This is a genomic window from Flavitalea flava (assembly GCF_054461575.1).
On sequence record NZ_JBTLQH010000022.1, the window covers coordinates 36,174 to 60,661 of the forward strand.

The 24,488-nt window shown below is 46.5% G+C and carries 22 protein-coding genes; 5 read left to right on the top strand and 17 right to left on the bottom strand.

The window, feature by feature from the left end; genetic code table 11:
- Positions 1-51: 51 nt before the first annotated feature.
- The 16 genes from ACX0G9_RS18640 to ACX0G9_RS18715 all read right to left on the bottom strand — a co-directional run bounded on the left by ACX0G9_RS18640 (position 52) and on the right by ACX0G9_RS18715 (position 18,452).
- On the bottom strand, positions 52-1,410 hold the full coding sequence (locus tag ACX0G9_RS18640) for a sensor histidine kinase (RefSeq protein WP_459066459.1): 1,359 nt from the start codon (positions 1,408-1,410) through the stop codon (positions 52-54).
- Positions 1,411-1,413: 3 nt separating this feature from the next.
- Positions 1,414-2,118: a response regulator transcription factor gene (locus ACX0G9_RS18645; RefSeq protein ID WP_459066460.1), complete on the bottom strand. Its 705-nt coding sequence runs from the start codon at positions 2,116-2,118 to the stop codon at positions 1,414-1,416.
- A gap of 20 nt (positions 2,119-2,138) precedes the next feature.
- Positions 2,139-2,702: a DUF420 domain-containing protein gene (locus tag ACX0G9_RS18650; RefSeq protein ID WP_459066461.1), complete on the bottom strand. Its 564-nt coding sequence runs from the start codon at positions 2,700-2,702 to the stop codon at positions 2,139-2,141.
- A gap of 23 nt (positions 2,703-2,725) precedes the next feature.
- A complete protein-coding gene (locus ACX0G9_RS18655) occupies positions 2,726-3,526 on the bottom strand; it encodes an SCO family protein (RefSeq protein ID WP_459066462.1) in 801 nt (266 codons plus the stop codon).
- 128 nt (positions 3,527-3,654) lie between these two features.
- A complete protein-coding gene (locus ACX0G9_RS18660; RefSeq protein WP_459066463.1) occupies positions 3,655-4,107 on the bottom strand; it encodes a cytochrome C oxidase subunit IV family protein in 453 nt (150 codons plus the stop codon).
- A gap of 81 nt (positions 4,108-4,188) precedes the next feature.
- The gene (locus ACX0G9_RS18665; RefSeq protein WP_459066464.1) at positions 4,189-4,866 is read right to left on the bottom strand and encodes a cytochrome c oxidase subunit 3; all 678 of its coding nucleotides are present in this window, start codon (positions 4,864-4,866) and stop codon (positions 4,189-4,191) included.
- Between the two features lie 97 nt (positions 4,867-4,963).
- A complete protein-coding gene (locus ACX0G9_RS18670; protein WP_459066465.1) occupies positions 4,964-5,578 on the bottom strand; it encodes a cytochrome c oxidase subunit 3 in 615 nt (204 codons plus the stop codon).
- A gap of 63 nt (positions 5,579-5,641) precedes the next feature.
- Entirely contained in the window at positions 5,642-6,526 is an 885-nt protein-coding gene (gene cyoE / locus ACX0G9_RS18675; protein ID WP_459066466.1) for a heme o synthase, read from the bottom strand.
- Positions 6,527-6,599: 73 nt separating this feature from the next.
- Positions 6,600-8,426: a cytochrome c oxidase subunit I gene (locus ACX0G9_RS18680; RefSeq protein ID WP_459066467.1), complete on the bottom strand. Its 1,827-nt coding sequence runs from the start codon at positions 8,424-8,426 to the stop codon at positions 6,600-6,602.
- Positions 8,427-8,483: 57 nt separating this feature from the next.
- A complete protein-coding gene (locus ACX0G9_RS18685; protein ID WP_459066468.1) occupies positions 8,484-9,581 on the bottom strand; it encodes a cytochrome c oxidase subunit II in 1,098 nt (365 codons plus the stop codon).
- A gap of 69 nt (positions 9,582-9,650) precedes the next feature.
- Positions 9,651-10,871 (bottom strand): quinol:cytochrome C oxidoreductase, encoded by a 1,221-nt coding sequence (locus ACX0G9_RS18690; protein WP_459066469.1) that lies wholly within the window; start codon positions 10,869-10,871, stop codon positions 9,651-9,653.
- A gap of 50 nt (positions 10,872-10,921) precedes the next feature.
- Positions 10,922-11,617 carry a c-type cytochrome gene (locus tag ACX0G9_RS18695; protein ID WP_459066470.1) on the bottom strand — a complete coding sequence of 232 codons (696 nt, stop codon included), beginning with the start codon at positions 11,615-11,617 and terminating at the stop codon, positions 10,922-10,924.
- A gap of 39 nt (positions 11,618-11,656) precedes the next feature.
- On the bottom strand, positions 11,657-12,244 hold the full coding sequence (locus ACX0G9_RS18700; RefSeq protein WP_459066471.1) for a DUF3341 domain-containing protein: 588 nt from the start codon (positions 12,242-12,244) through the stop codon (positions 11,657-11,659).
- Positions 12,245-12,336: 92 nt separating this feature from the next.
- Positions 12,337-13,779 (bottom strand): NrfD/PsrC family molybdoenzyme membrane anchor subunit, encoded by a 1,443-nt coding sequence (nrfD, locus tag ACX0G9_RS18705; RefSeq protein WP_459066472.1) that lies wholly within the window; start codon positions 13,777-13,779, stop codon positions 12,337-12,339.
- A gap of 47 nt (positions 13,780-13,826) precedes the next feature.
- Positions 13,827-17,024, bottom strand: coding sequence for a TAT-variant-translocated molybdopterin oxidoreductase (locus tag ACX0G9_RS18710; RefSeq protein ID WP_459066473.1), 3,198 nt, complete (start codon positions 17,022-17,024; stop codon positions 13,827-13,829).
- A 159-nt stretch (positions 17,025-17,183) separates the two neighbouring features.
- Positions 17,184-18,452 (bottom strand): c-type cytochrome, encoded by a 1,269-nt coding sequence (locus ACX0G9_RS18715; protein ID WP_459066474.1) that lies wholly within the window; start codon positions 18,450-18,452, stop codon positions 17,184-17,186.
- A gap of 346 nt (positions 18,453-18,798) precedes the next feature.
- Here ACX0G9_RS18715 and purN point away from each other — a divergent pair, with 346 nt between their 5' ends.
- The 4 genes from purN (at position 18,799) to ACX0G9_RS18735 (ending at position 22,514) form a co-directional block, all read left to right on the top strand.
- Complete coding sequence (gene purN, locus ACX0G9_RS18720; protein ID WP_459066475.1) at positions 18,799-19,377, top strand: phosphoribosylglycinamide formyltransferase; 579 nt, start codon at positions 18,799-18,801, stop codon at positions 19,375-19,377.
- 64 nt (positions 19,378-19,441) lie between these two features.
- Entirely contained in the window at positions 19,442-20,194 is a 753-nt protein-coding gene (locus ACX0G9_RS18725) for a peptidase associated/transthyretin-like domain-containing protein (protein ID WP_459066476.1), read from the top strand.
- A gap of 98 nt (positions 20,195-20,292) precedes the next feature.
- Positions 20,293-21,867: a serine hydrolase gene (locus ACX0G9_RS18730; protein WP_459066477.1), complete on the top strand. Its 1,575-nt coding sequence runs from the start codon at positions 20,293-20,295 to the stop codon at positions 21,865-21,867.
- 44 nt (positions 21,868-21,911) lie between these two features.
- Positions 21,912-22,514 (top strand): hypothetical protein, encoded by a 603-nt coding sequence (locus ACX0G9_RS18735; RefSeq protein ID WP_459066478.1) that lies wholly within the window; start codon positions 21,912-21,914, stop codon positions 22,512-22,514.
- Between the two features lie 150 nt (positions 22,515-22,664).
- On the opposite strand, the gene ACX0G9_RS18740 is transcribed toward ACX0G9_RS18735, so the two are convergent.
- Positions 22,665-23,120 carry a DoxX family protein gene (locus ACX0G9_RS18740; protein ID WP_459066479.1) on the bottom strand — a complete coding sequence of 152 codons (456 nt, stop codon included), beginning with the start codon at positions 23,118-23,120 and terminating at the stop codon, positions 22,665-22,667.
- A gap of 109 nt (positions 23,121-23,229) precedes the next feature.
- Between ACX0G9_RS18740 and ACX0G9_RS18745 the strand changes: the two genes are divergently transcribed.
- On the top strand, positions 23,230-24,453 hold the full coding sequence (locus ACX0G9_RS18745) for a dipeptidase (RefSeq protein ID WP_459066480.1): 1,224 nt from the start codon (positions 23,230-23,232) through the stop codon (positions 24,451-24,453).
- Positions 24,454-24,488 lie beyond the last annotated feature (35 nt).

The following is a 24,488-nucleotide window of genomic DNA, read 5'->3' on the forward strand; positions in this document are numbered from 1 at the left end:
GAGATAGGAAACAGGTAAAAATCCGGTAAGAAAACGGTAAGAAACCAATATTTATAAAGGGAACCTGATCACGACCTCTGTTCCTGCATTTTCCAGGGAATTTATTTCAATAGTCCCTTTATACAACAGGATTATATTCCGGGCCAGTGGAAGCCCTATGCCATAACCCCTGATCCCTTTTGCATTGGAAGCTCTGAAAAAAGGGTCGAAAATGTGTTTGATCTCCTTTTGAGGAATACCGATGCCGCTGTCGCTGATCATGAAAAAAATATGCGTACTGCTGAGGGCGATAGCCAGGTTTACTCCTTTTTCCATCGAATATTTGCAGGCATTCAGCAGAACATTGGAGATAGCCAGTTCAAACAGCTGGGCATTCCCCTGAATACGAAACTCAGATTTACCCTCGGGGCCGAGGCTCCTGTCTAAGGAAACAGGACAGGCAGGGTAAACATTCCTTGCGATCTGCAGGCTGTTGTGTACCAGTTCGTCCACATTAACTTCTTCGTACCGGAGATTGCCGGAAAAACTGGACTGAGCCAGTTCCAATAGTCCCCTGGTCAGTCCCTGCAATTTTTCCGCCTCACTCATGATCACACGGAGGGAGCGTTCGTAATCCTCCGCATTCCTGGGCCTGGCCAGGGCAAAATCCGCTTCACCGATAATGGCGGTCAGCGGAGTGTTCAATTCATGAGAGGCATTACTCACGAAGTTATTCTGCGTCTCGAAAGCTGTTTCCAGCCTGGATAGCATATCATTAAAGGTCGCGGCGAGGATCGAGATCTCATCTTTACCATCCCGGATTTCCAGCCGTTCATGCAGGGAGGTGACGCTGATATTGTTTACTCTTTGGGCAATATTGCGGATAGGAGCCAGTACTTGTCTGGAAAAAAGGATGCCGATGCTGAAAACGACGATCGTAGAAAAAATACAGACGGCTACCAGGATCTTTCGCAGGCTGATCAGGAAATTCTGCGCATAACTGTTTACGGCAGACACTACAATATAATAAGTATTCCCCGGCGTCTTATGTACCATCCCTTCAAAAAACTGGAACTGATGCCGAAGGGATGCTTTGCCGTTGTTCTCGATCTCCCTGAAAAAGGCCCGTCCGGTGATTTTATAAAGAGATGAGTTTTTGATCCGCTCAAGGGTATCTGTTCGTATAATATATTCCTTCTCGGCTTCAAGACGTTGCAGATGTTGTTCCCGTAAATTCTCATAGGTTTCCAGACTTTGTTCGTTAGCCTCGAAGTTCATCTTGGAGGCGATAACGGCTCTTAATTCCAACCGGGTATAAAAATCCTGGAACGCATTCTCATTAGCGAAATAATAAATAGCCACGCTTAATAACACAATGACCGAAAGGCAAAGCAAGGTGAAGAGGAAAGTTATTTTCAACTGTATCTTCATAGCCTATTCTTCTTTTAAAATATACCCCATGCCGACAACGGTATGTATAATACGTCCTTCCCCCGGGTCATTTAGTTTTTTTCGGAGATAATTGATATAGACATCGACTACTTTGGTGTTCATATTAAAATCATATCCCCAGACTTTTTCCAAAATATCCATTCTGGAAAGCACTTTACGGGGATTGCGCATCAGGTATTCCAGGAGCCTGAATTCGGTAGCCGTAAGATCGGCCAACCGCTCCTTTCTTCTTACATTTCTTTCATCGAGATTTAGCGTTATATCCGAAAACAGCAGAACGTTCGTGGTTACAGGCCCAACCTGCTCCCTGGAAACAGGGATCGTATTTCTCCGCAGGAGTGAACGTATCCTGGCCAGTAATTCCGCAATCTTGAACGGTTTACCCAGGTAATCGTCCGCACCGGAATCGAGGCCTATGACAATGTTGTCAACGGTTCCGAGAGCGGTCAGGATCAGTATAGGGGTTTGAATATTCTGCTGGCGGATCATTCTGCACAGCTCGATCCCGTTGATCTGAGGTAACATCAGGTCCAGTATGAGCAGGTCGTAAGTAAACCGTTGGATATAGTCCCATCCCGAATTTCCGTCCATGGCCACCGTTACTTCATATTGCTCCTCATCCAGCACCTTTCTTATTAACGATGCTACCGCAGGCTCATCTTCCACTAAAAGGATGCGAATGTTCATTATCTGGTTTCCTTCATTCGTCAATAATAAGGATTTATCATCAGGTAAACAATCACGCCGGTAACCGCCACATAGAACCAGATTGGCCAGGTAATCCTTGCCAGCTTGCGGTGTTTGTCAAATTTTTCCTGGAAGGCCCTTTGAAGGGTAAACAGGACAAAGGGAATTATGATCCCGGAAAGGATAATATGTGTGGTGAGAATAAAATAATAAATATACCGGAGCGAGCCAGCCTGCAGTTTTTCGGTATCGCTAAGAATGCCGTCATGATCCAGGTCTCCAAATTTGGTGGACGGGTTGGAAGAGTGATAGATCACGTAGGATATCAAAAAAATACTGCTTAGGGCAACAGCAAGCAGGTTTGTTCTTTTATGCGCCTTTATCTGTCCGTTCTTTATAAAATACAGGCTGGCAATCAGTAAAATGGCAGTACTGGAATTGAGGATCGCATGAAAAAAGGGCAACGATCTGGTATTGAATCCAAAGTCGATCTTAACCTGCGGTACCAAAATAATGAAGGCGACAGCTGCCGGGATGGCTATAGATACGATCAGGATCGGCAGTGTTAAATTTTTCTCTTTCATCAGAACAATTATGTTTTTTTAAACTACCAGGGGGTTCTTTCCCTCCTGCGGTTGAAGAACCAGACTCCCAGAATGGTACCCACCATAATAATGATAATCGGGATCATCAGGGGTTTCAATTCCAGGAATACCGTTTTTTTATGCTTGTCTTTTTCCAGCATGATGAATACAAGGTCATCAGCCAGTTTTGCCAGGGCCGCCGAATCCGTGCCATGGTAGTATCCCCTGATCACCCTGTCCTTATCGATCAGTGCGACATAGTCCGTATGAACAAAATTGGAATCGACGCTTACGCTGTCCTGCAGTCCAAGTTTGAGCTCATTCAGGGCAAAATCATAGATGGTTTTTTTCGGGCCGGTCAGTAGCCACCAGACATCCGAATTTACTCCGTAATGATCGGCATATTTTTTTAAGGCAGGTACCGAGTCTCTGACCGGGTCCACGCTCAGGGAAATGAATTGTACAAAGGTAGTGTCGATACGTTTCATGTCATCCTTTAGCTTCAATCCGTCCTGCAACCTTTTTATATTACGGGTCAGAATGGGGCAGATGCTGGCGCAATGCGTAAAGAAAAAATCGGCAACGATCACCTTTCCCTGTAACAGGTCCAGCGATACCTGCTCGCCTAATTGATTTTGCAGATTGACATTGGCCACCCGGTGCCAGACCGTATCGGTGATCTCTTTCCCATTCTTCATTTTGGTGATCACCGAATCAGGATAAAAGCGGGGAGGCATGGCGACTCCGTACCGGCTGGCGATCATATAAAAAAAGAGAGGGATCGCCACCGCCACTAGCAAAGCCAACAAAGCCTTTTTACTCACAGGGATATCAATTTATGAACGGTAATTAACGCTTGCGGAATTGCCGTTCTGGTTGAAAAACAAAACCATCGCCCTTCAGCGATGGTTCCGGTAAGTTATTTATTTCTATCGATCAAAATAAGGTCGTCCTATTCGGCCGATCCGGGTTTCTTCGCTGCGGGTTCATGTCCTTCATGACCTTCACCTTCCGTCACGGGAACTTTTATCGTGCTTTGTTCCAGATGATGGGAATCATACCGGTTACGAAGGGTTTTAAAAGATCCACCGTCCCAGAGAAACGCGATGATAAACCAGACAAATAACAAGGCCGGTATCGCAATCGACATGATCAGGTTCTTAAGTTCATGACGCAGGTGCATAAATTCGGCAATGATATAAAAAGCCTTGGCGCAGGTCAGGATCAGATAAGCACCATTCAGCACTATTTTGGGGGGAAACCCTGTCTTCAGATGAATGGTTGCCAATACTAATTCCACGAGCGTGATTCCCAGCAAAACCCAAAAGGTCCTCCAGATCGGTTTCGAATCGAATTCCTTTTCGTCGGCTCCGTGGGCACCGTGTGCTGTTTGAATATTTTCCATATACTATGTGTATTAAACCTTCATTAATTAGATCTTCCTAATCGTGCCGCTGTCCTTCGGACGGCAGGCCCGTGGCCTACCCTAGAGCAAATAAAAACATGTAAATACAAATACCCATACCAGGTCAACAAAGTGCCAGTAAAGACCGGCCTTTTCAATCATCAGGTAATGGCCTCTTTTGGCAAAATCACCACGCAGGTTCTTGATCAGCATGATGACATTGATCACGACCCCGGAAAATACGTGAAAACCATGGAAACCGGTAATTGTGAAAAAGAAGTTCGTAAAGTTGGTAGTAGCCTTAGTACCGTCTGCATTCACAAAAGGATTTCTGCCCCACCAGGCGCCTTCGCTGTGTAAATGGGTCCATTCCCAGGCCTGGCAGCTTAAAAAGGCCAACCCTCCGATAATGGTGAGGATCATCCATTTGGTAACTGCTTTCTGATCATTATTATGACCGGCAGCAACAGCCAGTACCATCGTCACGGAACTCATAATGAGGATGAAAGTCATCAAACTCACAAATACCAGCGGAAGATGTACAGAGGCATCCACTCCGGGGAAAGCCTTGAAAACCTCGTTTGGGTCAGGCCATCCATTCGTTGCAAAACGGATGGAACCGTAGGAGATCAGGAAAGCGCCAAAGGTAAAGGCATCGCTCATGAGGAAAAACCACATCATCAATTTACCATACTCCACATTGTACGGGCTTTTCCCTCCGCTCCACCATTTTTGACCCGCTGGTACTGCTTGTGCCATGTTACTAATTTAGTTGGTTTGCAAATTTATTTAACAAGTTTGAATGGGGGAAAAGAATATTTGAAAAGTAATCTTTTCCCTCCTTCTGTTTTAAATATTAATTTATCCCATTAAAGAAAATGAACAAATAGATCCATAACAGATCCACAAAATGCCAGTATGTGCTCATCAACTCCACCGGAATGCTGTTATAACTCCTGACCTTCGATCCAAATGCCTTAATGAACAGGATGATCAGGGCGATGACACCGGCCAGCACATGCAGGGCATGCAAACCGGCAATAATATAAAGGAACTGACCTCCGCCTGAGCCCCTGAAAGTAACCCCGCTCTTCCAGATATGTTTGAACCCAATCCATTGAAGGACCATGAACAGGATTCCCAGCAGGGTGGTCAACGTTATCAGGTTACGATAACGCAGCATTTCCCGCTCTTTGAACGATTTTAAGGCCATTTGGATCGTCAGGCTGCTCAACAGGATCACGCCCGTGGAATACCAGAAAGCCATGGGGATCTGAAAACTCGTCCAGCCCGGTTGCTCCCTTTTGACAATATACGCACTGGTAAGCCCGGCAAACATCATGATGATGCTGCCCAGAGCCACCCATAACGTAAATTTATGGGGATGTATTTTCTTTCTTTGATCGTTACCCCCCTGCCCCCTAAAGGGGGAGTTTGGTAACTCACTGCTATTTCGGTTCGGTTCGCTCATTTCCTTTATTTCATCACTTATCATTTCAGAATCTTCCTGAATCCTTCTTCCCCCTTTAGGGGGTTAGGGGGTTTTATTAGCCAATAAAGCCAGTAATACCACGGGTAAATAAATATAACTGCTAAACATAACCCGTCTTGCCGCATTAATGGTCATTTCCCTGTACAGACGCACACATTGCCCAACCATGAACAGGTTCGCTATCAGTACGACAACCAGGCTGATGATGCCGCTCATTCCGGTAAAATAAGGCATTACACCCACCGGCAAAAGCAATAAGGAATAAATAATAGCCTGAATGGCGGAATATTTAGTCTGTCCTTCATTCGAGGGTAACATTTTAAAACCCGCAGTTGTGTAATCCTTGTGGGCGATCCAGGCAATTGCCCAGAAATGCGGAAATTGCCAGAAGAACTGCACAGCGAACAACACCCATCCCCCGGTACTCAGATCATCATTTCCAGCTGCCCATCCGATCAGACAGGGAAGACCTCCCGGAATAGCACCGACCAGAACGGAGATCGAACTCACTTTTTTCAGCGGGGTATAGATGAAGGCATACAGGAACAAACTGAAGGCTGACAGCGCTGCAGTGAGGAAATTAAACTGCCATAGGATCAGAATACCGGCAATACCGGCAATGATCGCAAAGGCCCATCCCTCATTAACGCTCATCCTTCCGGAAGCTACTGGTCTGTTAGCCGTTCTTTTCATCATGGCATCCGTATCCTTCTCTACAACCTGGTTAATGGCATTGGCACTGCCGGTGACCAGCATGCCGCCCAGGAAGAAGAGGAAGATAGATCCCCAGTTATACTCTATCACTTTCGGCGCCAGCAAATAACTGATCAGGGCGGAAAATACAACCATGAAGCTAAGGTTGAACTTGATCAGCAGTTTGTAGTCCTGTAATTTGCCGGCGAATTTAAAAGAACTCGATTGCTTCATGGCATTTCCCAAAATTTATATAAATGCCCTGATTCTCATCAGGGCATTGTATGAGTTTCTCTTTCAAAGCCCCTTAATGCTTGCTTTCGTTACTGCCAACCGGTTCGGTCTGGGGAATAAAATCCCTTCCGTCCTTAGCGTAATCATAAGGCCAGCGGTGTACTTCCGGAATTTCACCAGGCCAGTTGCCATGTCCCGGCCGGATCGGCGTAGTCCATTCCAACGTATTCGATTCCCATGGATTCTGGGAGATAACCTTTCTTCCTTTAAAAATAGAATAGAAAAAGTTAAAGATGAACAGCAGCTGAATGGCGAAAACAACCATCGCCACTGTAGAAATAAAACGGTTCAGATCTCCGAATTGGTTAAAAGAGACCCAGTTCCGGTAATCCAGGTAACGACGGGGCATACCTGCCAAGCCTTCGTAGTGCATGGGCCAGAAAATGAGGTAAGCTCCGATGAAGGTGATCCAGAAATGGATATAGGACATGGTATTGTTCAAATACCGCCCGTACATTTTCGGGAACCAATGGTAAATCCCTGCAAACATCCCCAGGATACCCGAAACCCCCATTACGATATGAAAGTGTGCGATTACAAACAGCGTATCGTGCAATTGTATATCGAGGGTGGAATTTCCTAAAAAGATACCGGTTAACCCGCCGGAAATAAACATACTTACGAAGCCGATGGCGAAGAGCATGGCCGGGGTAAACCGGATATTTCCTTTCCACAGCGTAGTCAGCCAGTTGAATACCTTAATGGCCGATGGAACGGCGATCAGTAAAGTAAGCAACACGAATACGGAGCCCAGGAAAGGGTTAAGGCCGGTCACGAACATATGGTGGGCCCATACGAGGAAGGCCAGGACGGTGATCGCGAATAAGGAACCGACCATGGCCATATAACCAAAGATAGGTTTGCGTGCATTAACGGACAGCACTTCAGAAACCAGACCCATGGCCGGAAGAATAATGATATATACTTCAGGATGACCGAGGAACCAGAACAAATGCTGGTAGAGAATGGCGCTACCGCCCTCATTGGGCAATGCTTTCTGAGTAGTTGCAATAAAGATATCGGACAGATAGAAGCTGGTGCCCCCGTGACGATCGAATAATAAAAGGATAAAACCGGAAAGTAAAACCGGGAATGAAAGTACACCCAGGATCGCGGTGAAGAACAGCGCCCAGATAGTCAATGGAAGACGGGTCATGCTCATCCCTTTGGTACGCATATTCAGGACGGTGGAAATATAGTTCAGACCACCCAGCAGAGAAGAGACAACGAATAAGGCCATGGCAATGATCCAGAGATCCATACCAGTCTTAGACCCTTCAGAGGCATCTCCCAGAGCGCTTAAGGGGGGATAAGAAGTCCATCCGCCGCTGGCAGGACCGGTTTCAACGAACAGGGAAGAAAGCATGACGACGCTGGCCATCCAGAAAAACCAGTAAGACAACATATTCAGGAAGGGTGATGCCATATCCCTTGCACCGATCTGCAGAGGAATAAGGAAGTTGGCAAAGGTTCCAGTTAATCCCCCTGTCAGCACGAAGAACACCAAAACAGTTCCGTGCATGGTTACCAGGGCATAATAAAATTCCGGTTGGATATGGCCGCCTTTGGCCCACTTGCTTCCCAGAATATCTTCCAGTATCGGGAAAGCGGTATCGGGATAACCTAGCTGCAAACGGAAAAGAACAGACATCAGACCACCCAGGACAGCCCAGACAATTGCCGAAATCAGGAATTGTTTGGCAATCATCTTGTGATCCATGCTGAACACATACTTTGTTATAAACGTCTCTTTGTGATGATGTAAATCATGATCATCATGATGCACGTCATGAGTGGATACTACTTCTGCATGCCCGTGTAATGTCGCTTCGTTGCTCATGAGAAAAATTTTAATTGCTAACCCTTACCTTGTTCAAATTATCTTTTCTACCCTTATTTATTTTTTTTGTGCCACCAGTTTGGCTTCGTTTTCCGGACTTGCGGTTGCCGCTGCAGCTTTAGCCGTGCTGTCCGTTTTTACGGGAGCCGGAGCAGCGGTAGGAGCCGAAGGATCTTTTTCAGGAAAAACCTGCACAAAGTTTGGTTTTTGTTTGGCCTTCCACAGGATAAATTCGTCCTGAGAAACAACCTTGATAATACCACGCATCGTAAAATGTCCTACTCCGCACATCTGATCGCAGGAGATCTCATAATCGAAATCTGGCTTATTCAATTTTTTCCGCATTTCATCCGTCGTGAACTTCGGGATAAACCAGAGTGTCGTAGGCGTTCCGGGAACCGCATCCATTTTCTGACGGAAATAGGCCAGGCCCACATCATGGATCACATCACGGGAATTGATGATCATTTTCACCGGCTGATCTTTTACAATATACATTTCCGAGTTGACTACGAGATCGTCATGCGTAGCTGCGTCTTCCCAGATCAGACCCAGGGCGTTATTACCCGCGTCCGTGATATTCTGATAATATTTTTTTCCGAAGGTGTTGTCTTTTCCGGGGTAACGGAAGATCCAGCCGAACTGTTTGCCGGTTATTTCCACCTCTAAGGATCCTTTAGGGGCTTCACCTGTGATACGGAACCAGTAGAACAAGCCGAAACCAACCAGAACGGTCAGCGCAATAGCGGGTATGACGGTCCAGATCAATTCCAGGCGGTTATCATGGGGAAAATAAAAAGCTTTCCTTTTTTCCGAGTGCTGGTATTTGTAGGCAAACCAAAACAAAATGATCTGTGTGATCAGGAACACGACTCCGCAGATGGCGATCGTGATATACATCATCCTGTCGATCTGTTCTCCATGTACAGAAGCAGATTCACCGAGGATCTTTCCCTTGTACAACTCATTGCACCAGTAAACGCCGACAAGTCCAAGCACCAGGAAGGCGATCATCAGGAAACCGTTGATACGGTTATTCTGCTCAAAATTTTTCTTTTCGCCTTTCAGGACACCAACATACTCACTGGCCTTAGCGATCTGGAAGGTGATCAGGAAGCCTAACAGCAGGATCAGTAACAGAAAAATAGTTGACATGATACTTATAAAAATTTAAATCAAAAAGTTGTTTCTCAAATTCTATGCTTCAATACCAGCCCAAACAAATTAAGTATGATGGATAATACTTTCTTTCAGGAACGGATGATTCTTTGCCAGTAACGGCGCCTTGCTCAATGCATTTCCCGTCTGCCACATGATCAGTCCCACAAAACCCAGCGCAACCCCAAAATCGAACAGGTTCAGGGGAACATGGCCCGGAATGGTACCGGCAAACACCATCTGATAAAAATCAAGCCAGTGACCGAATATCAGCAGAACCGACATAAAGACTAGCGTTGCATAATTACGTTTGGCACCCCTTTTCATATAGATCAGCAAAGGAGCCAGGAAATTCAGGACCAGATTCAGATAGAATATGCTCTGATAAGCTCCTTCGAATCTTGATTTGAAATAGATCGTTTCTTCCGAAATATTGGCATACCAGATCAGCATGAACTGTGCAAACCACAGATAAGTCCAGAAGATAGAAAATGCGAACTGGAATTTACCCAGGTCATGAAGATGTTCAAAATTCACATATTCCAGATACCCCTGGTTCTTGAGGTAAATAATGAACAGGGTGATCAGTGCGATACCCGAAACAAAGGAACTGGCGAAAGTATACCAGCTGTACATGGTAGAGAACCAATGAGCATTGATACTCATCAGCCATAACCAGGGAGTTACCGAGGCAACGGTCAGGGCGAACCATACTATATATAAAGAGGCCCATACCGTGTTCTTGAACATATATTTTTTTCCTTCTTCCACACTCAGAGGCGTATCGTCGATGGAACGGGACAAACGACGCATCTTAATACCCAAGACTGTCCAGAGCCCGATGGACAAGACGGTCCATACGGTAAAAAACGTTGGGTTGAGGAATCCTTTTTTACCATTCAGGATAGCATCATGGGCAACAGTATCTTTATTGAGCCAATCGAAGATCGTTTCCTTGCCGCCGAAAACGAGGGACATAAGAATAACGAACGTTATGATTCCGATGGGAATAACAGAAGTGGAGATCGCTTCGGTCACCCGGCGAAAACTCATCTGCCATCCGCCCCATGCCAGGGTAGTCGCGCAGAAGAAGAACATGGCCGCATTGGTGATCAGCAGGAAATAGACGCTGTTCTGCAAAAGTGCTGACCAGAAACGGGTTCCGTGATCAGTATTGCCATACAGGATATATCCAACGATCAAAGAAAGGACTCCCACGCCCATCAAACCCAGAGACCACTGCTTAAACCGTGAGGGTATTTCAAAATGTTCTTTAACTGATGACATCGAAAATGATTTTATATATTCTTTAATGCTATGCTGGTAATCGTATAATATTATTTTTTAGCTGCTGCCGAATCCTTTCCGGCAGGTGCGCTTCCGCCTTTGCCTGCAGCATCGGCTGTTGCTGTTGTTGCCGCTGCTCCGCTCTTGCCACCACCCTGTTTGTATTTGATATATGTGATGACCATCCAGCGCTGGTGTGTATTCAACTGAGAAGCATAACTCCCCATTTTATTCTTGCCGTAAGTGACCGAATAGAACATCTGTCCTTCCGGCATAGCTTCATACTTGGCGTCACCCACCAGGGTGGCGGGTTTAGCTGCGAAAGGTCCTTCTCCACCTTTGTACAAGGGGCCGTTTCCATCCAGTTTGGTACCATGGCAAATCCCGCAGTTAACCAGGTAAAGGCGCTCGGCCTCGACCAGTTGTGCAGTATCCAGTGGCGGAAGGGGGTTCTTTACCTGTTTGGAAGCGGTATAGTTCGTCGTATCGCCGTCTTTATCCTTGGCCAGCAGGAAAGGAAATAATTCTCCTCTTTTTATGGTTCCGGGAACAGGCACATTGCTGAAAAAGATGCCACGGGCTTTCAGGGAGTCCTTTACCTCTTCAGTCACGGAGTAGGTCTCATAGGCACGGCTATAGGCCATATCCGGCATATACACTCTTCCCGGCTTGCGTCGTATGTCGCTGCAACTGACAACGATCATCACCGTAACAATTATAAGCGATAAGATGGATACTTTTTTCATTATAGAAATTTCTTCGTTCGTTATGTCTTTTCCTCCTTATTATACCAAGGCAGGTTTTTGTTTAAAAGGCGTTTTGTCTTTATCATAACGACCAAGCCACCAGCCCGTTTCGGCGTTTTGGGTGTTGACACCCGTCGCTCCGATACTTTGCAGGAATGCCGTTACTTCTGCTTCGTTGGTCTTGGCCGTACATTCGATCACCATGGTGAACTGATCATCTGTGGACCGCAGATTAAAATGATGTTTCCGCACAAAAGGCGCCAGCTGACAGAGATAACAAAAAGTCAATACCATACCCACTGCAGAGAACAAAACCGTCAGCTCGAATGTAATAGGTATCCAGGCGGGGAGGTCAAAATGAGATTTGCCGCCGAAATTGAGGGGCCAATCGGAATTAAAGATCCAGCCGATACTGCTCAACGCTGTCGTAGTTCCCGTGATCCCATAAATAAATCCTGCCGTATGAAGACTTGTCTCTCTCAGACCCATAGCCTGATCCAATCCGTGGATAGGCATTGGCGTATAAATGTCATGGATCTTATAGCCTGCTGAACGGACTTTTTTGACGGCGGGGAATAATACCGCTTCGTCTGTAAAAACCCCGACAACAAATTTTTTAACTGCCATATTATTTAGCTTTTTGCTCTAATTATTCTTTTTTCTTTCCTTACTCGTCATTCCCCTCATGCTCTCTACCCCCCCTTTAGGGGGTTGGGGGGTTAATGCGCATATTCATGTGCAAACTCTTCTGCCGATTCCTTTTCTGCATCGCCCATCTTGTCTTTATACACGGCACCGGATTTCTTCAGGATGTGTTTGATTTCCGCTATCGCAATGACCGGGAAGAATTTCGAGAACAGGAAATAGCAGGTGAAGAACAGGCCGAAGGTCCCCATATAGAATCCGATTTCCCAGATAGATGGCCGGTAATACGTAGACCAGGAGCTGGGCAGATAATCACGGTAGATGGAGGTAACGATAATTACAAAACGTTCGAACCACATTCCGATATTCACGATCACGGACATAAAGAAGGTAACGGTTAGATTCCTCCTCATTTTTTTGAACCAGAAGATCTGGGGAGAAAGTACGTTACAACCCATCATCAGATAATAACTCCAACCTAACGGACTGAACAGGTTAACCCGGTTCTGCATGAAAGCCCAGTTCTCGAATTTATTCTGACCATACCAGGCGATGAAAAGTTCGGTCAGATAGGCGCAACCCACGATGGAGCCCGTCAGTACGATAACCTTATTCATCACGTCGATATGTTCCATCGTAATATATTCTTCCAGATGCAGCACTTTACGGGTCACGACTAATAAGGTCTGTACCATCGCAAAACCGGAGAAGATCGCACCCGCCACAAAGTATGGAGGGAAGATCGTGGTATGCCAGCCTGGAACTACGGAAGTCGCAAAGTCAAAAGATACGATCGTGTGTACCGACAATACCAGGGGTGTACTAAGACCTGCCAGTACTAAGGAAAGCGCTTCGTGACGTTGCCAGTGTTTGGTAGATCCTGTCCAACCGAAAGAAGCAATCCCATAAAAGGCCTTTCTCCATTTCAGTTTTGCACGATCACGCACAGTAGCCAGATCGGGCAGTAACCCGGAATACCAGAACAAAAGCGATACGGTAAAATAAGTCGAGATGGCAAATACGTCCCAAAGAAGGGGAGAGTTGAAATTCACCCAGAGTGGACCGCGTGTATTTGGATAAGGCATTACAAAGAAGGCCATCCACACACGACCCATATGCCAGATCGGGAACTGACCCGCGCACATTACCGCGAAAATGGTCATCGCTTCAGCAGCGCGGTTCACCCCTGTTCTCCAGCCCTGGCGGAATAACAAAAGGATCGCAGAGATGAGGGTTCCGGCGTGACCGATACCTACCCACCATACGAAGTTGGTTATATCCCAACCCCAACCCACGGTCTTGTTCAGGTTCCACTGACCAACTCCATACACAACCTCATGCGTTACCGATACGATACCAAAGCAGAGCAAGGCCACGGAGACTAAAAATCCGATCCACCAGAGACGGGAAGGCGAGGCTTCAATAGGACGCACTATATCTTCCGTTACCTGGTGATAATCTTTTGGACCTTCTACCAAGGGGGATCTTACCTGTGATTCGTACTTTAATAATGCCATAGTATTTTGAGCTTTACACTATTTTCTTTAAGCGATTATCTGATTTTTTACCCGTGCTTTTCAGCAACTTTTTCTTCTTTTCCTTCCTTTTCTTCTTCCACACCTCTGATAATATCCGTATTACGGACCTTTGCCAGATAATTCACATTCGGCAATACGTGTAATTCCTCCAGACCGTAGAACAGACGTCCGATATTATGTTCGCGGGTAGTGGAAATGTTACTTGTTTTGTCATTCACGTTTCCGAATACGATGGCGTCCGTCGGGCAGGCCTGCTGACAGGCAACCTGAATATCTTCCATATCTTTCAGCGGGCGGTTTTCTTTTTTAGCCTTCAGTTTTCCTTCCTGCAGACGTTGTACGCAGAAAGAACATTTTTCGATAACCCCGCGGCTACGAACGGTAACATCCGGGTTCAGTACCATGCGGGTCAGATCATCGTTCATCTGGAATACGGTGGGATCGAGTTTACCAACCGTTGTCTGGTCCTGGTTATCCGGGAAACTGTCTGCTCCTGTATAATCAGCCCAGTTGAACCGGCGTACTTTGAAGGGACAGTTGTTCGCGCAATAACGTGTACCGATACAACGGTTATACGTCATCTGGTTCAGACCCTCGCTGCTGTGATTGGTCGCCGCGACCGGACAAACGTTCTCGCAGGGTGCATTATCGCAATGCTGACAGAGCATGGGCTGGAATACGACCTGGACCTCATCCGGGTTATCCATATTGCCTTCCGGTGTAGAAAAATAACGGTCGATACGTAACCAATGCATATCGTGAAAACGCAATACTTCGCTTTTTCCGACAACGGGAACGTTGTTCTCCGCATGACAGGCTACCACGCAGGCGCCGCAACCAAAACAAGAGTTCATGTCGATGGACATGCCCCATTTGATGCCGGGCTTATCGTATATATCGGGATAAAGCGTCCCGTCTTTGGCAAAATTTTCGACTCCGCCGAAAGGCTTCAGCTCTTTCTCTCTTTCTTCAAAAACAATACTGGGGTTCTTCTTTATTTCTTCGAGTGTGACTTCTTTTAATACTTCCGTACGCCCTTCGTAACTGCTATGGGTCTGGGTTTGTGCAACCTGGTATTCCATGTTCGTCTTATCAGCCGTCAGACCCGGAATGCTCCAGTCTACGGTCGAACCATTGAATACTGCCAGTTGGAAGACATTCTTACCAACACCGACTACCGATCTTCCGATATAATCCGGAGTGTTCCTGGGATCCTGGCTCTGGCGGCCATAACCGACGGCTACACCGATGGTTTGGTTATGCGTACCGGGAACGATGACTGCCGGAAGCGTAATTTCTTTACCGTTAATTTTTAAGTTAAGGACCTGTTTTTCCGGATGTACTTCATATTTATCTGCCTGGCGGCGATCGGCGATATCCAACCCCCAGGTATCTTTGGCAAATTTTGGCGAAACCACTGCATAGTTGTCCCAGGTGGCTTTCGTAATGGGATCGGGCAATTCGAGCAGCCAGGGATTATTGCCCTGCTGGCCGTTGCCGATAGCTGCTTTTTGATAAAGAACGAGTTCCAGACCTCCGGGGCTTTTCCGGGAGCTGATGGCGGAAGCCGCTTCACTAACCTTGGCATTGCTGAAGGAAGCACCGCTTACGGCAGGAGTGGCGGGTTCTATTACGCCGTCCTGAAGGGCTTTTTCATAAGCTTCTGTGCCGCCGAGTTTGTTTGTCCAGTATTGTTTGAAATAAGTTTCGTAGTTGTTATTGTTTCCGCTCCATTTTAATAAGGAGTCTTCGAAAGGCCTTGTTTTGAACAAGGGTGCGATGGTTGGCTGCAGAAAACTCAGATATCCGGGTTTGGGTTCTGCATCGCCCCAGCTTTCCAGGAAGTGGGGGGCAGGGATAACGAACTTAACCAATTCGGTCGTTTCGTCGAGACGGTCGTTAAAAGAAATGGAAGTCTTGACTTTCTTTAGGGCCGCTTTGAATTTTACAGCATCAAAATAATCATAAGCCGGGTTGACTCCGAAAACCAGCAGGGAACCTACTTTTCCTCCGTCCATATCGGCTACGAGCGTATTCATCTCGCTGTCGATACCCTGGCGGGCCTGGTTGGTCACCGCCCAGTTGATCGTGGTACCATTGGCACCGACGGCTTCATTGATAGCATTGACCAGGATCTGGACATTCGGATCGTTGCTTCCGCTTACGACCAGGCTCTTTCCTTTATTTTCCAGCAGATCTTTGGCTGCTTTTTTAATACCCGCTTTCAGTTTATCATTAAGGGCAGGTGCGCTGACACCACCGCCCAGTTCAGCCAGTAAAGCCAGTGCTACCGCACCGGATTCAGAGGGAAGATGGGTAAAACGTTCATCGGCATTGGCGCCGGTTATAGATAAAAGACTTTCGAATTGATAATGTTTGCTGATGGAAGGTTCTTTCGGATTGATCTTTCTCCCCTGGGCATACAGACGGGAGGATTCAATTTCATTAAGCCAGCTTCCCAGGAAATCGGCGCCAAGACTCACAATTACATTAGCCTTGTCGTACTGGTAAGAAGGAATGGCTTTTTTGCCATAAGTCGCTTCATTGGCCAATAACAAGCCGCTATAAGAGTCCGCATCATATTGTATATGACGGCTTCCTGGATATTTAGCGAGGAATTCGCTGATAATTTGTTTGGTTGTAGGAGAGGTCAGGGTGCCTGTCAGTAAAACAAGAGGTGCGCCTGCAGAGGCTGCCAGGGAATCGGCCACCAATTTGTCGAACGCATCGAAAGTGCTGACTTCCTGTGGTTTGCCGTCCGTAATTTGTACGGGATAACGAAGACGGGCAGTATCGTACAAGTCGAGAACGGAAGCCTGAACACGGGCAGAAGTCCCTCCTTTTGTGAGCGTAGAGAGGGAATTACCTTCCAGTTTGATAGGGCGTCCGTCCCGGACCTTGGCAACGATGGAAACTACATCACCGCCTGAAACATAGGTGGTAGCGTAGTAATCAGCAGAGCCCGGGATCAGGTTCTCCGGTTTATTCAGATAAGGGATCACCTTTTTGACCGGGATCTCGCAACTGGCCACCAGGGTGGCGGCGGCGGTACTGAATCCTAAATATTTAAGAAAATCCCTGCGGGGAGTTTTGGCATCGAGCAATCCTTTTCCATCCAGGCCTTCCAACGGTAGATCCTCTCCGAATTCATTTTCCGTTGATTTCTGAAACGCTTCACTGTTATTGCGCTCTCCGAAACTTTGCCAGTACTTTTTGTCGCTCATATTTGAGAAGTTAAACCCCCCAACCTCCCGGAACGGTTCCCGGAATGAATCCGGAAAAGGAGCGGGTCAGTTTTGAAGGGGCTTGAATGTTTACATTATATATATGATAGTCTTCCAAAAAAAATCTTCCCTTAACTCCCCCTTTAGGGGGTTGGGGGGTTAATAATGGCATTTCTGGCACTCCGTACCGCCGATATTCTCAACGGTCACACTATCCATTTGGCCAGTCTTCAAATTGTTATGGAATTTTTGATAAATGCTGTAGAATTTATTGCCATTTCCTGTCGAATCAGGAAAGTTAACCTTTGTGGTACGGTGGCAATTGATACACCAGCCCATGCTCAGTTCTGCGAATTGTTTCACTTCGTCCATTTCCTGGATCGGACCATGACAGGTCTGGCATTGAACTTTTCCGGCGCGGATATGCTGGGCGTGGCTGAAGAAGACATGGTCGGGTAAGTTGTGGATCTTTACCCACTCAACCGGCTTGGCCTTTTCGGTATTGTAGCGGCCCGTCTTTGGATCGTAGCCGGTATGATCGTATAATTTCTGGATCTCGGCCGTTCCATCCACCTCGGTACCATCTTCACGGAACAGTTTCGGTCCTTTGGTGTAATCATTGATCGCTGCGTGGCAGTTCATACAGACGTTCAGCGAAGGAATGGCTGCCGCCTTACTTTCCCAGGCATTTCCGTGACAGTACAAACAACTGATCTGGTTGATACCGGCATGTACTTTATGCGAGTAGAAGATCGGCTGTTCGGGTTGGTAGTCCTTGGTGCGTCCCAGGCCGATAGCGCCCTGGATGGTAAAATAACCTCCCAGCACAAAAAGAAGCAGGATGACCAGGGTGATATAAGCTTTATTACGGTAGAAAGGGATCGGCTCATGTGCCGGAATACCTTCTTTATCGTCGGATAATTTTTTCAGGCTGCTGTTTACCTGCAGGAGGACCATCATAATTACGGCCAGGATCAGGGTCAGTATACCGTACAGGAGTGTATTGTCGCCTTCTGCGGCCTTTCCTGCAGGGCTTCCTTCACCACCAGGACCTTCGGTCACCGGAGGTTTAAAGTCTTCCACATACTTGATGATGGCATCGATTTCCACTTCATTCAGACTGGGGAAAGCGTTCATCTGCGTCTTATTATACTCCAGGTACAACTTATTAAAATAGGCATTCCCCGATGCCAGCACCTTCTGATTGTTGTGGATCCACTCGTGTAACAACTTTTTGTCGGGAACTCTTTCCGAAACCCCTTTCAGGGCAGGCCCGGTAATGACCTTTAGAGGATTATGACAGGAGGCGCAATTCGACTGGAACAAAGCTTTCCCATCCTGTGCGTACAAACTGTTACCAACAAAAACTACGGCTAAGAGTAGGATACTGAGGAAAAGCCTTTTAACAAACGGTCTATAGTGGATCATATATATACAATCTGTTGTATAAAAGTGTAAAAATCTCCTGAACAGGCTGCAAAAATAAGTCAGGATTTCAACAAAATATCAACATGGTGAAAATTTTTTTTATTGCATCTGGCGTGGGTTTCAGCGATTTGCGGAAAATCTTCCCAATCATATGTCATGCTATTGTCAACAGATTTATAGGGTGAAAATGGTACAAAACAGGTGTATTATTGCTCCACTTTCAGGCGGCATTTTCAGCCTTATTAAAGAAGCATTAAAACCCTGGCTTTAACAATTGTCCTGAGTACGTCCTTAACGGTTAAGGGAAGCGTTTTATTTTTTGAGGGAGCTGGCGTAGATTTGGCGGATGAAGCAGATTGCCATTTTTGCGTCGGGGGCAGGGTCGAATGCCGGGCGTATCATCGATCATTTTCGTACTCATCCCGCCATCCAGGTAAGCCTGATCGTCTGCAACAAACCCGGTGCAGGAGTTTTGACGATAGCGGAAAAGGAAAAAATACCCACCCTGCTTATTGATAAAGAGAAATTCTTCCGGGGAAACTCCTACGTTGATGAGCTTCTGGAAAAGAAGATAGACATCCTGGTGCTGGCTGGATTTTTGTGGAAGATCCCGGCAGCCCTGGTGACGGCATTTAAGGGCCGGATCATCAATATCCATCCCTCTCTTTTGCCCAAATACGGGGGCAAAGGGATGTACGGCAAACATGTACACGAGGCCGTCATCGCCGCAAAAGACAAGGAAACCGGCATTACCATCCATTATGTGGATGAATTATATGATCATGGGCAGGCGATATTCCAGATAAGTGTAGAGGTGGATCCTTCGGATACTCCCGAAACATTGGCGCAAAAGATCCATTTGCTGGAGCATGCTCATTTCCCAGGGATCATTGAAGAAATTGCCAATCTGCAAAATCGTCGTTAAAACAATTCTGTCCGATGCAGGAATTCCTGTTTTGGTAGTAATATCACCGTCAAAATCGTATTATTTGTCTTTTTCTACCCATAAAGTCTTACTGTCGCTTAGTATAAGCTGGTTTTTTTTCTACCCCGGCCAGGTCCTGGGACAGCAGGGTAAGGTAATCATCAGGGGAACGGTCTATAATATGTACAGGACGCGGCCGCTCGATGGAGTAAGTGTGGTCAGCACTACCGGGAAAGGGACGGCAACGGATTCTACTGGAGTTTATATACTGGAAGCATCCCTGGATGACTCCATTTATTTTTCTTACCTGGGCAGGGCCACTCCGAAATTTGCGGTCCGGAGCATCAATACGGCAACCGATTTTGATGTAGCCCTGCATGTCGACCCCCTTGAATTAAAAGAAGTAAGGGTCATGCCCCACAACTACCGGATGGATTCTCTGAAGAACAGGCAGGATTATGCGAAGATCTTCGATTTTAAAAAACCAGGGTTCAAGATCACCAGCCCGAATTCAGGTCTGGGGGCAGGAGTAGATCTCGACGAGCTGATAAATGTCTTCCGTTTTCAACGTACCAAAAGGATCGTTGCCTTTCAGCGGAGATTGGAAGAGGAAGAACAGGATAAATTTGTCGACCACCGTTTCAGCCATTATATAGTAAAAAAGATCACCAGGCTGGATGACGCAGAATTGGATACGTTTATGGTAAAATATCGCCCTTCCTACGATTTTTGCAAACGGACCAATGATTATGATTTCTTCGATTATATCAAACTGGCCTACCGGCAGTATAAAAAAGACAGGAAAGACACTCCTTGATATTATTTAATATCATTATCTTTCTTATAGCCGTTTTTGAGAAACCCGCTTCTCCATTGTATCGTCAATTCATCGTTGTCAATCCAAAACTAAAATTTATGTCAACCTTTTATCCCCGGTTTATCCTTGTTTTGCTGCTCTTGCCTGCCATTTCTTCTTTTTCCCAGCAGAAGGATAGCCTGGTATCCTTTCCGCCTGCCTTTTTGAGCGACAGCCTGGACGGTTATGTAGAGAAGGCCTTGAAGGATTGGCAGATCCCGGGAGTTTCCGTATGTGTGGTGAAAGACGGCAGGATCGTTTTGATGAAGGGGTACGGAAGAACAGAAATGGGCGCCGGCACAAAGGTCGATGAAAACACCCTGTTTATGATCGGGAGTAACTCAAAGGCTTTTACCGCTACTGCATTAGCTATGCTGGATGCGGATAAAAAACTATCCCTCGATGATAAAGTGACTGACTGGATCCCGGAATTCAAACTGAACAATAAGGCAGCCGGAGAACAGGCCATCATCCGGGACCTGCTTTGCCACCGGCTCGGATTTATGACTTTTCAGGGGGATTTCACCTATTGGACCAGCGATCTTTCCAGGGCAGCCGTCATCGAAAAAATGGGTCATATCCAGGCAGTTTATCCTTTCCGGGCTAAATGGGGTTATACGAATGCCGCTTTTCTGACGGCCGGGGAGATCATTCCCAAGGCCAGCGGGATGCCTTGGGAACAGTTTCTGACGGAGAGGATATTTACCCCGCTCGGTATGACCAGGACCCTTGCTCTTAGTAAAGATCTGCCTGAAGCGACCAATAAATGTGCTCCCTATACCATGGCCGAAGGCAAACTGGTCAGGATCCCTTACTGCCTGATCGATAACCTGGCTCCTGCAGGAAGTATCAGCTCTTCGGTAAACGATATGAGCAAATGGGTCATGATGCAGCTGAATAACGGGAAATATGAAGACAAACAAATCGTTCCTGCTTCGGCGATCGCGCAGACGCGGCTGCCTCATTCCATCCTGGGCAACGGGGGGCACCTTTATAATAAGGGTCATTTTGCCCTTTACGGTCTGGGTTGGTTCCTGGAAGAATATGAGGGCAGGAAGATCGTTTCGCATACCGGAGGGGTTAATGGATTTGTTACCAGTGTAACCCTGATCCCGGAAGAAAAGCTCGGAATCGTGGTATTGACCAATACCGATCAGAATTCTTTTTACGAAGCCTTGAAATGGGAGATCCTGGATGCCTGGTTCAGATTGCCCTACCGCAACTACAGTAAGACCTACCTGGGTTTTTTCCGGGAAGAAAAAGCGGCTGAAGAGAAAAAAGACAAACAATTAAAGGACTCCGTTGCGCTGCATCTCCCGTCTTCTTTACCCCTGACTGCTTATACCGGCAATTATGTAAACGATGTCTATGGCGACATGCGGGTCGTTTTGGAAAAGGGGGAACTAAAGATGAAGTTCTCCCATCATCCGAATATGTATGCACGTTTGGAATCCCTGGGAGGTGACCGGTTCTATGCCAGTTTCACCGATCCTGAATTCAGTAAGGCCGTTTTTCCCTTTAAGACAGAGAATGGCCAGGTAAATGGAGTAACGGTTAAAGTAGCGGACTTCGTTGAATATACGCCTTACGAATTTGTAAGACGTCCCCCTAACCCCCTGAAGGGGGACAAATAAGTTATAGTGTTTACCATAATATCATAACCAGCAATTCAATAAATATGTATAACAATCATCTCAATTATTCTCCTGAAAGCGGAGACTCTGGCTCCCCTTCAGGGGCGGGGGGGTTAACCCTTGGCATAGGAACCCGTTTGCAACATACCCAATTCGGACCTGGCGTGATCGTGGGCATCCGTTATGCCACCTACCTCATCTCTTTTATTCATCATGGAATTAAAGAGATCGATAAGACGGATGCTCATCTGGATGAAATCATCGCAGAAAATGTAACAGAGGAAATCGAAACTCATTCCGAAGTGGAAAGATCATTGCTGAAAATACTGAAGCTTTGGGGTGGGCTGACGGAGATCGTTCCCCTGGGGGACAAGTGGAAAGGGGGCACCCTGGTTCTGAATTCCGGAGACAAATCAATCAAACCAAAAGAAGTTCCCATCGATGTCTTTTTTCATAAGATCGTAATGGCAAGGGACCGCCTCAGAGTATTGGAGCAACAGATCAATGGACATAAAGGCCTTAGTGATGAGGACAAGGTCAATCTTCAACAATACATTACCCGGATCTACGGATCCTTTACCACCTTTAATGTATTATTTAAAAATAAAGAGCAGTGGTTTGTCGGCGAGAAAGGCAGCAGCGAGTAACCAATTATCCTTTCATGAAAAACCTCCCCTGAAGGGAGGTTGCTCTAACCAGTTCCATTACCATTAAACCTTATCCTATTAATACCAATATACGTAAAAGTTCACCTAAAAGATAGGATGTGCATGAATAGTGCAAAACTATGAAAGGGGCTAATAAGGGTGGATACTAAAAAAAAATATCCAGGCGATAAAGAGCACTTGTAAAGGAACTCTAAACCATAAATAAGAAGGGCCGGGACCGGTAAAAGACGCATTTTGATAATTGACCCTGCTGGAAGCTGCATAAATATTGACAGGGAGAACGAATATAAAAAAAGCAAGCAGGACCCAGCCGGTCAGGTGCCGGACCGCCGGGATCAGCAAACCGACGGCGGCCAAACCTTCCAAAACACCGGATGCGTAAACCACGAATTTCCTGCAGGGAATAATATCCGGGACCATCATGATCATCCCTTCGGTAAAAGCAAAATGTCCGCTGGCGGTGAGGATCAGCATGGCACTCATGGCTATATTGCCTGAAAGGGTAAGGGAAAGATGGTAACCCGTTATTTTTCCGGAAAAAAAGGCTATCGCAAAAACTGTCAATAAGACAACAAGGGGTTTCATTCTTTAATAATCGTTTAATTGTAAATTTAAGGCCCTAAAAACTTACCTGCGCAAATTTTACCGGATCATTGTTTATATTTATTTTTTCATTTTTATCGATCAACCGCTTATGTCACTTCCCTTTTTGCAACTGCTGACCTTCCGCTCTTTGTTATTTTTGCTCGTTCCCTTATTTCCCCTGTTCAGCCTGGGACAGTCTTACGAAAAAATACATCAAAAGGCGATCCTGGTTGATACGCACAATGATATCCTTTCCACGGCTACCCAGCGGGGATTGGACATTGGGCAGGACCTAAGAGGTCAAACGGCATCTGATCTGGCCCGGTTCAAAAAAGGAGGGGTGGATGTGCAGATATTCTCCATTTTCTGTGATGACCGGTATGGTAAAGGAAGCGCCTTTAGTTATGCCAACCGGGAAATAGATTCCTTATATGCCATTGCCGCCAGAAACCCGGACAAAATGGAGATCGTGACGGATCCCGCCGGTCTGGAAAGGGCAGTAAAACACCATAAATTAGCCGCCATGCTCGGTGTGGAAGGCGGCCATATGATTGAAGACGAATTGGACAACCTGGATAGCCTGTTCCATAGGGGCGTACGTTACATGACCCTGACCTGGAATAACAGTACATCCTGGGCTACTTCAGCAAAAGATGAGACGACCAAAGCCTTTTCCGCCACCCCCTATGGGCTTACAGATAAGGGCCGGACGATCGTCCGCCGGATGAATGAACTGGGAATGCTGGTTGACCTCTCCCATGTAGGCGAAAAGACCTTTTGGGATGCGATCAATACGACGACCAAACCTGTTTTGGTTTCTCATAGTTCCGTCTATGCGCTTGCCCCGGTGTTCCGCAATCTTAAGGACGATCAGATCAAAGCCATCGGAAAGAATGGAGGGGTCATCCAGGTGAACTTTTATTCCGGTTTTCTGGACAGCAATTATCACAAACGATTGACCGCTTTCTTGGGACTGCACAAACCGGAGTTGGATTCCATGGAAAAGGCCAAAACGCCGGATTACGCCATCAACGAATTCCTTTCACAAAAATATCCCCGGGAGGCCGATGCCCTGCGCCCACCCTTATCTTTGTTGATCGATCACATCGATTATATTGTAAAACTGATCGGAGCGGACCATGTTGGTCTTGGTTCAGATTTTGACGGCATAGAATCGGCTCCCAGGGAGCTCGATGACGTCACCACTTATCCGCTGATTACGCGGGAATTATTAAAAAGAGGATACAGCAAGCCGGATGTAGAAAAGATCCTGGGAGGGAATTTTATCCGGGTATTCAAGGCACAGGGGACGCCACAGGTGTCCCGGCCGTAACCGGGCCTTAGTGAAGGTTTGGGGCGAAGGTTAGG